Here is a 12,728-nt window from a genome sequence, read left to right as displayed (position 1 = left end):
TCATCGCCTCGATGGTGGGGGCGGGCGGCCTGGGTAACGACGTACTCGCCAGCATCCAGCGGTTGGACATCGGCCTGGGATTCGAGAGTGGGCTGGCAGTGGTTTTACTGGCCATCATCCTGGACCGCCTCACCGAAAGCTTTGGCGCGGCCCGCGAGAAAAACGAGAGCTAGGTGTCACAAGGAGCACCCCCATGCCACGCATTCCGGTTGAAGCCCCCCCGTCATCCGCGTTGAGCGCCAACGATGGAACGTCCGGAAAGGACGGCACCCGTGTCGGCTTCATCCTGCTGCACGACTACTCGATGATCGCCTTTGCCAATGCCGTGGAAACGCTGCGCATGGCCAACTACATCAGCCGCCGCCCGCTGTACCAATGGACCGTGGTGAGCCCCGAACAGACAAGCACCGTGGCCAGTAACGGATTGGCCATGGCGACCAATGGGAGCCTTGCCGACCTGGCCGGCTGCGACATGGTATTTGTCTGCGGCGGCATCAACGTTCGCGGCGTGACCAATGACGCCGTGCGCCAGCTTCTGCGCCAATGCGCCGCCGGCGGCGCGGTCATGGGCGCACTGTGCACCGGCTCCTTCGCACTGGCCAGCGCCGGGCTGCTGGACGGCTACAGGTGCGCCATCCATTGGGAGAACCTGGCGGCGATCAGCGAGGAGTTTCCCAAGGTGCGATTTGCGCCRGAGGTCTTCATCCTCGACCGCGACCGCATGACCTGTTCCGGCGGCACGGCACCCCTGCACCTGATGCTGCATCTCATCCGCGGCAGCCACGGCGCGAAGCTGGTGATGGATATTTCCGAACAATTCATCGTGGAGCGGCTGCGTGCCAGCAACGACCGCCAGCGCATCCCGCAGCCCGAGTGCATCGGCCCGGGTTATCAACATCTGACCGAGGCCGCAGAAATCATGGCGGCCAACATTGAAGACCCCTTGCCCCTGGCCGAACTGGCCGGCGCCGTCGGGCTTTCGCTGCGCCAGCTGGAGCGCCTGTTCCACCGCTACTTCAGCATCAATCCGGCGCAGTACTACATGAACCTGCGGCTGCGCCGGGCCCAGGAGCTGCTGACACACAGCAGCCACCCCATCATGCAGGTCACCGTGGCGTGCGGTTTCCAGTCTTCCTCGCATTTCTGCAAGGCTTACCGCAGCTTGTTCGGGCATGCGCCCAGCGAGGAGCGCCGCCGCAAGGTGGGTGACGGCGAACCCCGCGCAAAGGTCCCGCGCAAACGCCTGGCAGCTGTCGCGCGAGCCGCCTGAAACCACTGACCGCGGCTATGCGTCCGCCGCTGCGGTACAACTCCGCGTCGTTCCCAGCAAAGTTCCGCCGCACCAACCTGTGAAAGTGCAGTGGTGCGTTGCGCCGCGCAATTTCACATCTGCAAGGACCGGGACATGAACCTGACATCGGCCATTCCGCCGGGGTTTCACCATCGTGCCACCGGCCCGTGAAGCGCGACGCCCCGGACATGACAGCCATGCAAGTCATTTCATGCCAACCCAAGGAGACAAAAAATGTCAGCGAATCGCGGTGTCGTCTATTTGCGCCAGGGCCATGTTGAAGTCCAGTCCATTCCGTTTCCCAAGCTGGTCAATCCAGCGGGTGGTACCGCCGAACACGGTGTCATCCTGAAGGTGCTCACCACCAACATCTGCGGCTCCGACCAGCACATGGTGCGCGGCCGCACCACCGCGCCGGCCGGCTTGGTGCTGGGCCATGAAATCACGGGCGAGGTGCTCGAAGTCGGCCGCGACGTCGAAACGCTGAAGCCGGGTGATGTCGTTTCGGTTCCGTTCAATGTGGCATGCGGGCGCTGCCGCACCTGCAAAGAGCAGCACACCGGCGTCTGCCTGAGCGTCAATCCGTCGCGCGCGGGCGGGGCCTACGGATACGTCGATATGGGTGGCTGGATCGGCGGGCAAGCCGAGTACGTCATGGTGCCCTACGCTGACTTCAACCTGCTGAAATTTCCCGATCGCGCACAGGCGATTGAAAAGATCCGTGACCTGACTTGCCTGTCCGATATCCTGCCCACCGGCTACCACGGCGCGGTGACGGCCGGGGTCGGCCCAGGCAGCACGGTGTATGTGGCGGGCGCCGGCCCGGTGGGCCTGGCCGCTGCCGCATCGGCACGCTTGCTGGGGGCCGCCGTGGTCATTGTCGGAGACATCAACCCGTCTCGCCTCGAACATGCACGCAAGGTTGGTTTTGAGACCGTCGATCTGTCGAAGGATGTAACACTGGGCGAGCAGATCGCGCACATTCTGGGCACGCCCGAAGTSGACTGCGCCGTTGACGCGGTGGGCTTCGAGGCGCGCGGCCATGGCCATGCGGGGTCGCAGACGGAGGCCCCGGCCACGGTGCTCAATTCACTGATGGAAGTCACACGCGCGGCGGGCAAGATAGGTATTCCGGGCCTGTATGTGACGGAAGACCCCGGTGGCGTGGACAAGGCGGCAAAACTCGGCTCACTCAGCATCCGCCTCGGCCTGGGCTGGGCCAAGTCGCACAGTTTCTTCACCGGCCAGACACCCGTCATGAAATACAACCGCGCGCTGATGCAGGCCATTCTGTGGGACCGTATCAATATCGCCGATGTGGTGGGCGTCCAGGTGATATCGCTCGACGACGCACCCTCGGGCTATGCCGAGTTTGATGCCGGTGCGCCGAAGAAATTTGTCATCGACCCGCGCAGGCAACTGAAGAAGGCCGCCTGACGTTCATGGTCCGGGGCGATGCCTCGGACCGCGAAAGCAGTCTCCAGATTCCGCAAAAAAAAACACTCCACTCAAAATCTCTCGTGCCAATGACGCCGGACCAAGACAACCATTACTGCCTGAACCTGGCCTGCGGAAGCGCCCAGGGGCAGGTCGCCGCCATATCCGCGCTGTTAAACCAGCATGGGGCCTACATCGAACAGTTTTCGGTGTTTGACGACCATACGACGGAACGCTTTTTTGTACGCGGTGTTTTCAGCCTGCGCAGTCCGGTGGAGGTCTTGCGCGGCGCCTTCGCCGAACTGGCCGAAACATTCCCGCAGGCGCAATGGCGGGTGCATGACCTGGCGGAGCCCACCCGCGTGCTGATCATGGTGTCCAGGTTTGACCACTGCCTGCGCGAGCTGATCGCCCAATGGCGGCGCGGCGAACTGAAGATGGACATCGTGGCCATCGCGTCCAACCATGCCGATCTGGCGCCCTTGGCCGAAGCCGAGGGCATTCCCTTTCATCACCTTCCGATCAGTGCTGAAACCAAGCCCGCGCAAGAGGAAAAACTGAAACAGCTGATCGCGGAGACCGGAGCCGAGTTCGTGATACTGGCCCGCTATATGCAGGTTTTGTCGGAAGCCTTGTGCCGGCAACTGCATGGCCGGGTCATCAACATCCACCACTCCTTCCTGCCCGGCTTCAAAGGCGGAAAACCCCACCAGCAGGCCCACGACCGCGGCGTCAAGCTGATTGGCGCCACCGCTCACTTTGCCACCACCGACCTTGACGAGGGCCCGATCATCGAGCAGTCCGTCGAACGTGTGGACCACGCCGACACACCGCAAAACCTGTCACAGGCGGGCCGCCTGGTGGAAAGCCTGGTGTTGTCACGGGCCCTGCGTTTCGTGCTGGAGCGGCGGGTGTTCATCAACGGCATGAAAACCGTGGTGCTGCGTTGACCACAATGCATTTCGCCACGGCCGGCGCAATGGCGCCTTTGCCCGGCCTGGCTACCCTCTTTTTCATCCATCCTCCATACCAGAGCGCACAGCGCTAAACGAGACCCTCCACTATGGCTGTCAGTGTTTTTGACATATTCAAGATCGGTATCGGACCGAGCAGCTCGCACACCGTGGGGCCGATGCGGGCGGCCCATCTGTTCACCGAGCGCCTGGCGCACCAGGGCCTGCTGGCGTCTTGCGCACGTGTCGAGGTCAAGCTCTACGGTTCCCTGGGTTCGACCGGCAAAGGCCACGGCACCGACAAGGCCGTGCTGCTGGGCCTGGAAGGGCATGACCCTGAAAACGTCGACGTGGAAGCCATTCCGGCGCTGCTGGAGGCGATCCGCGCCACCGGCCAACTACGTCTGGCTGGCCGGCATGTGGTCTCCTTCAGGGAAAAAGACCATCTGGCGTTTTACCGCCGCGAAACCCTGCCCTTTCACCCCAACGGCATGCGCTGCATCGCATATGACGCCATGGGGGCGGAACTGCTGAATCGCTGTTACTACTCGGTTGGGGGCGGCTTTGTGGTCAGCGACGAAGTAGCGGCCGATGGAAGCAAGCAGAAAGTGCTGGCACCGGATGTCACCGTGTTGCCTTACCCTTTCCACAGCGGCGACGAGCTGATGCGCCAATGCAAAACCGCGGGCATCTCGATCGCCGAACTCATGCGCCGCAACGAACGGCATTGGCGCAGCGATGCCGACATCGACGCAGGCCTGCACAGGATCTGGACAGTAATGCAAGCCTGCGTGGAGCGCGGCTGCCGGACCCAGGGCGTGCTGCCGGGCGGCTTCAAGATCAAGCGCCGCGCGGCCGACCTGCACCACAGGCTCCGCGCCAATCCCGAGGCCGCCCTGCGCGACCCGCTGCAGGTGCTGGACTGGGTCAACCTATACGCCTTGGCGGTGAACGAAGAAAACGCCGCGGGAGGCCGCGTCGTCACGGCGCCCACCAATGGCGCGGCGGGTATCGTACCGGCCGTTCTTCACTACTACACCCGCTTTGTGGCTACTTCCACCCCCAGCGGCGTGATCGACTTCCTGTTGACCGCCGCCGCCATCGGCATGCTGTACAAAGAGAATGCCTCGATCTCGGGGGCCGAAGTGGGTTGCCAGGGGGAGGTCGGCGTGGCCTGCTCCATGGCGGCGGCGGCATTGTGTGCCGTCATGGGCGGCACACCGGAGCAGGTGGAAAACGCGGCCGAGATCGGCATGGAGCACCACCTCGGGCTGACCTGCGACCCGGTCGGCGGGCTGGTCCAGATACCGTGCATCGAGCGCAACGCCATTGCCTCGGTCAAAGCCATCAATGCCGCCCGCATGGCCCTGCATGGCGACGGAACGCACCATGTGAGCCTGGACAAAGTCATCAAGACCATGCGCGAAACCGGCGCCGACATGATGACCAAGTACAAGGAGACCGCGCGCGGAGGCCTGGCGGTCAACATCGTTGAATGTTAGTGTTTGAAAAAGGCAGGGGTGAACGGTTGACGACGCTTCGCTCCCAATGGACGGTCCGTATCGAGTCGCTCCAGACGCGATTGCGCGTCGGTGTTTACGGCCATGAACACGAACCGCAGCCCGTCCTGGTGAGCTTGCGCATCAGCGGGCTGGCCGAGACAATCCCCTCGACCCTGGCTCAATGCTTCGACTATGAGCCTATCTGCCGATGGGTACTCGACGAGTGGCCGCTCAGCGCGCATACGCCCTTGCTGGAAACACGCCTGAACGAATTGGTGAGCCACGTGTTTTCCGACAGCCGGATCACGGATATCTGGATCGGCCTGTACAAAACGCAACCCATTCCCCAGGCGCGGTTTGTGGGACTTGAGCGCGATGTCACGCGGCTTCAGTTCGAGGAACAGCAGCGCCTGGCGGCCCTTTCGACCTCGGCGTAACTTTCGCTACGGCCAGGCGACAAAATGCCCCTGTTGATGCGCTTACGCCAATGACACCGTTGTAGGCTGCTAGGCGGGTGCCTTGATCGAAGCCAGCACCCTGTCGACCATCACGCCCGCCTGGCCCAGGTTGTTCATCGGGTCGCAGAACGAGGCCAGCTGTTCGCGCGTCACGTGCTTCTTGATCTGAGGGTGCTCCGCCAGCAGGTCGATCAGTGGGCGCTTTTGCTGGAGCGCCTCGCGGCAGATGTCATAGACCAGGTCGTGCGCGTATTCGCGTCCGATGTAGGGGCCCAGGCCCATCATCACCGCCTCCGACATCACGAGGCCGTGGGTCATGTCGATGTTGCGGCGCATCTGCGCGGCATCGACTTCGAGGCCCGCGAGGATGAACTTCGTCTGCTTGAGCGCGCCCGAGATCAGGCAGAAAATCTCGGGCATCGCCACCCATTCGATTTCCCACGGGCCGGTGGAGCGCTCATGGTCGGCGACCATCGCATCCATCAGCGATGCGGCCAGCTGGCGCACCACGGAGATATTGGCGTGGATGTAGAGGCAGGAGATCGGGTTGCGCTTTTGCGGCATGGTCGACGAGGAACCGCGGCCTGGCGCGAAAGGCTCGAACACTTCCGCGACCTCGGTCTGCATCAGCAGCTTGACGTCCATGGCAATCTTGCCGAGCGAACCCCCGACGATGCCGAGGAAGGCGCCGACTTCGGCGAAGTTGTCGCGCACGGTGTGCCACGAAATCAGCGGCTGCCCGAGCCCGAGTTCCTTCATGAGGCCGGCCTGGGTTTCCATCGCGCCTTTCTCGAGCGAGGACAGCGTGCCCGACGCGCCACCGAACTCACCGACCAGCACCCGCGGCTTGAGCTGCGTGAGGCGTTCACGGTGGCGCTCGATGCCCGCGAGGATGCTGGCCATCTTGTAGCCGAAGGTGATGGGTGTCGCCTGCTGCAGGTTGCTGCGGCCGATGATCGGCGTGTCGCGGTGGTCGCGCGCCAGTTTGGCGAGCGAGGCCGAGATGTCCGCGAGGTCGGCCTCGACCAGCGCGAGGCCCTCGCGTATCTGCAGCACGGCGGCCGTGTCGGTGATGTCCTGCGTGGTGGCGCCCCAATGGCAGTATTCGCCCAGGCCATCCTTGCAATGCGCGTTGATCTGGTTGACCACGGCGATGATCGGGTAGCCGATCTGCTCGGTCTTGGCCTTGAGCTTGGCCCAGTCGATCTGGCTGGGCTCGCAGTTCCTCACGATCTCTTCGGCCGCCTCTTTGGGAATGATGCCGAGGGCGCCCTGGACCTTGGCGAGCGCGCGCTCGATGTCCAGGTATTTGGCGGTGCGGTTTTCGTCCGACCAGACATGCCGCATGGCGGCATCGCTGAACATGTCGCCGAAAATTTTTGAGTCGATGATGGTTGCGGACATAGTTTCTCCGTTGGGTTATGTTGGGTTACGTTGGGTTATGTATCTTGTGAAAAATCAGGGGATGCGTGCGGCCAGGGCCAGGATGCGCTCGGCTTTGAGGATCACCGGGCGATCGACCATCTTCCCGTCGAGCTGGATGGCRCCACCGCCGGCCGCGCGCGAGGCGATCAGGACGCGTTGTGCCCAGGCCTGCTCTTCGGCGCCGGGCCGCAACGCGCGATGCACCGCGGCAACCTGCGCGGGGTGTATGCACATCTTGGCGCCGAAGCCGAGGCGGCGTGCCTGCGCCATGTCGGCTGCAACGCGGTCCGCGTCGATGTCGGGCGTGACGCCGGCCACGGGCGGGGGCAAACCCGCGGCGCGTGACGCAACGGCAAGCTGGATCGCGGCGTGCTGCAGCGCCGGGCTGTCGGTGGGAATGTCGAGGTCGGCCATGTAGTCGAGCGAGCCAAAGGCCAGGCGCGCGATGCCTGGTGCGGTGGCAAGGTCGAGGGCGGCCAGCAGGCCACGCGCTGTTTCGACCAGCGGCAAGGCGGTGGCGCCCACACCGAGCGGACCCAGAACGTCGGCAAGCTGCCGCCTGCTTTCGCATTTCGGAATCATGACGCAGGCGGCCCGCACCTGCCGCAGGAGCTGCAGGTCGTCCTTGTACCAGCCCGTGCTCGCGTCGTTGATGCGGATCAGCAGTTTTCCACGAATCTCTTCGTTGGCGGAGGACATCCACGCCGCGATGGCTTCGCGCGCGGCAGCCTTTCCGGAGGGCGAGACCGCGTCTTCCAGGTCGATGATGACGCGGTCCGCACCCGAGGCCAAGGCCTTCGCGAATCGCTCGGGCACGTTGCCCGGCACGAACAGGTAGCTCAGCGGCGCGGCGGGCGGCATGCTCATACGGCGCCTTCCGCGCGCAACTGGGCGATCTGTTCGGTGCCGTAGCCGAAGTGGTTCAGGATCGCGTCGGTGTGTTGGCCCAGCGCAGGCACAGCGTCCATGCGCGGGGCGCCGTGTTGCCAGGAACCGGGCGGCAGCATGGCGGGCACGGCGCCCGCCGGTGTATCGATTTCACGCCAGCGCGCGCGGGCTTCGAGTTGCGGATGTTTCCACAGCTCGCCCATGGTGTTGACCTGCGCGTTGGCGATGCCGGCGCTTTCCAGCCGCTCGACGACCTGCGCGGCGCTCAGGGCGCTGAAGGCTTCGACGATGAGCGAGGAGAGCTCGCCCCGGGCGGCGCTGCGCTGGGCATTGCCGGCAAAACGCGGGTCGCTGGCGAGCGCTGACTGCAGCAGCACCTTTTCGCAGAACACCTTCCACTCGCGTTCGTTCTGCAGGCCCATCATCACGGTCTTGCCGTCACCGGCCAGGAACGGGCCGTAGGGGTAAATCGTCGCGTGGCTGGCGCCCGTGCGCTGGGGCGGCGCCGCGCCTTCGAAGGCGTAGTAGAGCGGGTAGCTCATCCACTCCGACAGCGACTCGAGCATCGAGATGTCGATGCGCTGGCCTTCGCCGGTCTGCTGACGGTGCATGAGCGCGCCCAGGATGTTGGTGTACGCATACATGCCGGCGGCGATGTCGGCGATGGACGGGCCGGCCTTGGACGGCGTGTCGGGCGTGCCGGTCACCGAGACGAAACCGGCCTCGCTCTGGATCAGCAGGTCATAGGCCTTTTTGTCGCGGTAGGGGCCGTCGTCGCCATAGCCCGAGATATCGCAGACGATGATGCCGGGCTTGCGCCTGGCCAAGGCTTCGTACGACAGGCCGAGCCGCGCGGCGGCGCCTGGCGCGAGGTTCTGCACCACGACGTCGGCCTCCTCGAGGATCAGGCGCATGAGGATCTTCCGCGCCTCCTCATGCTTGACGTCCAGCGTCAGGCTTTCCTTGGAGCGGTTGGTCCAGACGAAGTGTGACGCCAAGCCCCGCACGCGGCTGTCGTAGGCCCGCGCGAAATCACCCACGCCGGGGCGCTCGACCTTGATGACACGCGCGCCCATGTCGGCCAGTTGCCGTGTGGCGAAGGGCGCCGCGATGGCGTGTTCGAGCGTGACGACGGTGATTCCCTTGAGTGGTTGCATGGCGTTTCCTCAGCCCAGCGTGGCGGTGGCATCCATCGTGAGCCAGCCTTCGTGGTCGCGTCCCCACAGGCGCACGCTTTTGCCGTCGGCTGAAGGCTGGCCGTGAATCGAGAACGGGTTGACGTCGAAAGTGGGCCGGACCGCCTTGAACTCAAATTTGCGCACCGCGGCGTCGGGCATGTGCCGGCGCAGCAGGTCCATGAGCAGCGTGGCGATCAGCGGGCCGTGCACGATGAGGCCCGGGTAGCCCTCGACCTCGGTGACGTACTTGCGGTCGTAGTGGATTCGGTGCCCGTTGAACGTGAGGGCCGAGTAGCGGAACAGCAGCACGTCGTCGGCGACCATGCGGCGCACCCAGGCAAATTCGGCGGGCGCGGCCTGCGGCGGCGGGGCCACGTCGGCCGGCGTCGGCGCCGCGCGGTAGACGATGTTGTGGTGCTCGGTCAACGCCACGTCCGCGGAGCCGTTGCGGCGAAGCTCGTGGCGCACCTTCACGAAAACCAGGTTTCCGCTGCGGCCCGATTTCTCGGTGATTCCGGCAATCGTGGACGTGCGCTGCAGCGCGTCTCCGACCCGCAAGGGCTCATGGAACTCGAAATCGCTGCCGGCCCACATGCGGCGCGGCAGCGGTACGGGCGGCAGGAAGCCGCCGCGTTTGGCGTGGCCATCGGGCCCGATGTCCGATTGCGGGTGCAGAGGCAGAAAATACAGCCAATGCCACAGGTAAGGCAACGGGGTGCCGGCTGCGGGACGCTGCGGCCCGGCGGAAGCGGGCCAGTCCAGCGTGGCGGCCAGTGCCGCACAGGGCGTCGCGGTGACGAGGTCTTCCACCGTTTCGCTGCGGCCTGTCCAGTTTTGCAGATTCATGCGCATGCACTCCTTTCAGCAGATCTTGCGCCGCTCAATCGAGCTTGATTTTTGCAGCCGCCACAACGCCCTTCCAGCGCGTGACTTCCTTTTGCACCAGGGTTTTGAGCTGCGCTGGCGTGCTGGTTTCGACCTCGGCCCCCTGGTCTTCGATGAATTTCTGCACGGATTTTTCGGCCAGCACGCGGTTGATCTCCTGGTTCAGCCGGTCCACCACCGCCTTGGGGGTTTTGGCGGGAGCGAACATGGCATACCACTGAGACATGCTGACGTTGGGAATGCCCTGTTCGGCCAGCGTCGGGACGTCAGGCAAGATGGGCGATCGCTTGTCGCCGGCGATGCCCAGCGGCTTGAGCTTGCCGCCCTTGATTTGCGGGTAGGCGGTGAACAAGCTGGGAAACATGTACTGCGTGATGCCGGAGATGGTGCTCATCACGGCGGGCGCCGAGCCTTTGTGGGGAATCCCGATCACGTCCAGCCCGGCGGAGAGCTTGAAAAGCTCGCCGGCGATATGCGGCGCGGTGCCGTTCCCCGCCGTCGCGAAACTGAAGCTGTCGGGTTTGGCCTTGATGAGCTGCACCAGTTCCTTGGCGGTCTTGGCCGGCACTTCCGGGTTGACGACCAGCACCGTCGGAGAAGCCGCCACCATGCCAATGGGTTCAAAATCGGTGACCGGGTTGTAGCGTAGTTTTTGCAGGGCCGGGTTGATGCCGTGGGTGGCGATATAGCCGAACATCAAGGTATAGCCATCCGGCGCGGCGCGGGCCACGAACTCGCTGGCAATTGCGCCGTTCGCGCCGGCCCGGTTGTCCACAATGACCGGCTTGCCGAGCCGGCTGCTGAGTCCCTGGGCCAGGACACGCGCCATCGCATCATTGGCGCCGCCGGCGGAGGTCGGCACCACGATGGTGATCGCTTTTTCGGGCCAGTTCTGGGACGTCGCTGGACCGGTCGCCGCCATGGAGGAACCGGCCGCCAGCGGCAGCAAGCTCAGCATCAGCAAAGTCCGGACGGGGTGTTTGGGCAGCATGGATGTCTCCTGTGGATGTTCTGGTTACCGAATCATCAATGCGTGCAGGGAATCCGTGAAGTGCAACTTTTGCTAGTATTGGTGCATGGCACGCATCAATTTCGATTTGCAGCAACTCGAGGCCTTCGTGGCGGTGGCCGAGCGCGGGAGCTTCCGCGCGGCGGCCGACCACATCCACCTTTCGCCACCCGCTTTAAGCCGGCGCATCGACAAACTCGAGACCATCCTGGGCGCCCGGCTTTTCAACCGGACCACGCGTGAGGTCGAACTGACGCCCCTCGGTCAGGTTTTTCTCGATCGCGCACGCGCCGCGATGGACGACCTCGAGTCCGCCATGCTCGGCATCACCGACATCGCCGGCAGCCGCACCGGCCGGGTCACGGTTGCCTGCGTACCCTCCGCGGCCATCCATTTCCTGCCCTCGGTGGTGAGTTCGTTCTCGGAGCGCTACCCGCTGATCCGCGTCCGCGTGATCGACGAAGCCGCCGGCGCGGTGATGGCCAGCGTGGTGTCGGGCGAGTCGGACTTCGGCATCAGCTTCATGGGCAACCAGGTGCCCGGCGTGGACTTCGAGCCCATTCACACCGACCCTTTCGTGGTGGCCATGCCGCGTCACCATCCGCTCGCCGGGCGCAAGACGCTGTCGTGGAAGAACCTGGAAACCGAGCGCCTGATCGCGGTCTCGCGCACCAGCGGCAACCGGCAACTGCTGGACGACGCGCTGGCCAAGGCCGGCATCAACCCCTCGTACCGCCTCGAGGTGAGCCACATCGCGACGCTGCTCGGCATGGTCGAGGCGGGGCTGGGGCTTGCGGCCGTACCGCGCCTGGCCTTGCCGAAACGGCATCCGTCGATGGTCGGCGTGGCGCTGGTCGCGCCGGCGGTGTCGCGTGTCCTGGGGCTCACCACCTTGCGCGGAACGACCTTGCGCGCGCCGGCGAAGATGTTCTACGACTACCTGCACACGGCGCTGAAAGAGCGCCGCTAAGAGGGAGCGCCAAGGGCCAGCACTGTTACAAGCCGGATACCAATGCGTGGCAGTTTCCCCCTATGCGGAACGTGATGCAACTTCAAGCGCCCGAACATCGCACATCCCTGCCATACCACGCTACGCTACGCCAGAAAAAATATAGCAAGCCGGGCAGCGCCCTCACCTTCAGCCCCCGCGAGATCTGACATGCTCAAACTGCGAGGCCTTCCTGTACTTCCAAGGGGAGGCCGGCGGGAAGGAGTATTGAAACGGTGCGATGGATGGAATGGGCCGCCAGAGGAGCTGAGGGCCAAGCCTGTGGACGCAGATCCGGTGGGTGAGAGTGCGTCGAAAATCATCTCTCTCGGAACCACCTCCTCGTGACCGAGACCATTGGTCGCATCCATAATTTTCGCAGCCGCTCTTGTTGGCCTGCCCCGCTCCAAGGGGACATCCAATCCGTGCAGGATATTCCCATTTACCCTGGCATCACCAAAAAACAGGTTGCCTCTTCCGTGAGAAAGCTCATCAGCCACTCCCGCAAAATTTGCTTGGCCTTTTCTGGAAAAATCAATTTTCATTCGCTGGATAACAGATTTATATCCATCACCTGCCGTCATTGCATGAACGAAGCGCGCCACCGACATGGGAATTTTCTCCGCTCCTGATTTTTTCATGAACTTGTATATCTCGGTCACGATATTGCGGACATTGCTATCCGCCAAAATATGATCGCGGGAAACATTTTTG

General features: G+C 63.9%; 12 protein-coding genes and 1 pseudogene. 7 read left to right on the top strand and 6 right to left on the bottom strand.

Annotated features, from left to right (window positions below; all coding sequences use genetic code 11):
• The 6 genes and pseudogenes from AC1D0P_RS12885 to AC1D0P_RS12860 all read left to right on the top strand — a co-directional run.
• Positions 1-173: pseudogene (locus AC1D0P_RS12885) on the top strand (choline ABC transporter permease subunit); the annotation flags it as partial.
• A gap of 20 nt (positions 174-193) precedes the next feature.
• Positions 194-1,270: a GlxA family transcriptional regulator gene (locus tag AC1D0P_RS12880; protein ID WP_477677103.1), complete on the top strand. Its 1,077-nt coding sequence runs from the start codon at positions 194-196 to the stop codon at positions 1,268-1,270.
• 255 nt (positions 1,271-1,525) lie between these two features.
• Positions 1,526-2,728: a formaldehyde dehydrogenase, glutathione-independent gene (gene fdhA, locus AC1D0P_RS12875; protein WP_477677102.1), complete on the top strand. Its 1,203-nt coding sequence runs from the start codon at positions 1,526-1,528 to the stop codon at positions 2,726-2,728.
• Between the two features lie 89 nt (positions 2,729-2,817).
• Complete coding sequence (purU, locus tag AC1D0P_RS12870; RefSeq protein ID WP_477677101.1) at positions 2,818-3,678, top strand: formyltetrahydrofolate deformylase; 861 nt, start codon at positions 2,818-2,820, stop codon at positions 3,676-3,678.
• Between the two features lie 113 nt (positions 3,679-3,791).
• Entirely contained in the window at positions 3,792-5,183 is a 1,392-nt protein-coding gene (locus tag AC1D0P_RS12865) for an L-serine ammonia-lyase (RefSeq protein ID WP_477677100.1), read from the top strand.
• Between the two features lie 26 nt (positions 5,184-5,209).
• Positions 5,210-5,620 carry a dihydroneopterin aldolase gene (locus AC1D0P_RS12860; RefSeq protein WP_477677099.1) on the top strand — a complete coding sequence of 137 codons (411 nt, stop codon included), beginning with the start codon at positions 5,210-5,212 and terminating at the stop codon, positions 5,618-5,620.
• Between the two features lie 69 nt (positions 5,621-5,689).
• Here AC1D0P_RS12860 and AC1D0P_RS12855 read toward each other — a convergent pair whose 3' ends face one another.
• From AC1D0P_RS12855 to AC1D0P_RS12835, 5 genes are read right to left on the bottom strand one after another with little or no spacing between them, the layout of a single operon-like run.
• Entirely contained in the window at positions 5,690-7,045 is a 1,356-nt protein-coding gene (locus AC1D0P_RS12855) for a class-II fumarase/aspartase family protein (protein WP_477677098.1), read from the bottom strand.
• 54 nt (positions 7,046-7,099) lie between these two features.
• On the bottom strand, positions 7,100-7,933 hold the full coding sequence (locus AC1D0P_RS12850; RefSeq protein WP_477677097.1) for an HpcH/HpaI aldolase/citrate lyase family protein: 834 nt from the start codon (positions 7,931-7,933) through the stop codon (positions 7,100-7,102).
• On the bottom strand, positions 7,930-9,111 hold the full coding sequence (locus AC1D0P_RS12845; RefSeq protein ID WP_477677096.1) for a CaiB/BaiF CoA transferase family protein: 1,182 nt from the start codon (positions 9,109-9,111) through the stop codon (positions 7,930-7,932). Before AC1D0P_RS12845 ends, AC1D0P_RS12850 begins: the two co-directional genes overlap by 4 nt.
• A 9-nt stretch (positions 9,112-9,120) precedes the next feature.
• Positions 9,121-9,978: an HTD2 family dehydratase gene (locus AC1D0P_RS12840; RefSeq protein ID WP_477677095.1), complete on the bottom strand. Its 858-nt coding sequence runs from the start codon at positions 9,976-9,978 to the stop codon at positions 9,121-9,123.
• 34 nt (positions 9,979-10,012) lie between these two features.
• Positions 10,013-11,008 (bottom strand): Bug family tripartite tricarboxylate transporter substrate binding protein, encoded by a 996-nt coding sequence (locus AC1D0P_RS12835; protein WP_477677094.1) that lies wholly within the window; start codon positions 11,006-11,008, stop codon positions 10,013-10,015.
• A gap of 85 nt (positions 11,009-11,093) precedes the next feature.
• On the opposite strand from AC1D0P_RS12835, the gene AC1D0P_RS12830 reads away from it, so the two are divergent.
• Entirely contained in the window at positions 11,094-11,996 is a 903-nt protein-coding gene (locus tag AC1D0P_RS12830; protein WP_477677093.1) for a LysR substrate-binding domain-containing protein, read from the top strand.
• A gap of 125 nt (positions 11,997-12,121) precedes the next feature.
• Here the strand turns inward: AC1D0P_RS12830 and AC1D0P_RS12825 are convergent.
• Positions 12,122-12,728: hypothetical protein (locus AC1D0P_RS12825; protein ID WP_477677092.1), on the bottom strand; the 607-nt coding region annotated here is incomplete at its 5' end.

Source organism: Polaromonas sp. P1_G2 (assembly GCF_056405515.1).
This window is presented reverse-complemented; position numbering and strand designations above follow the sequence as displayed.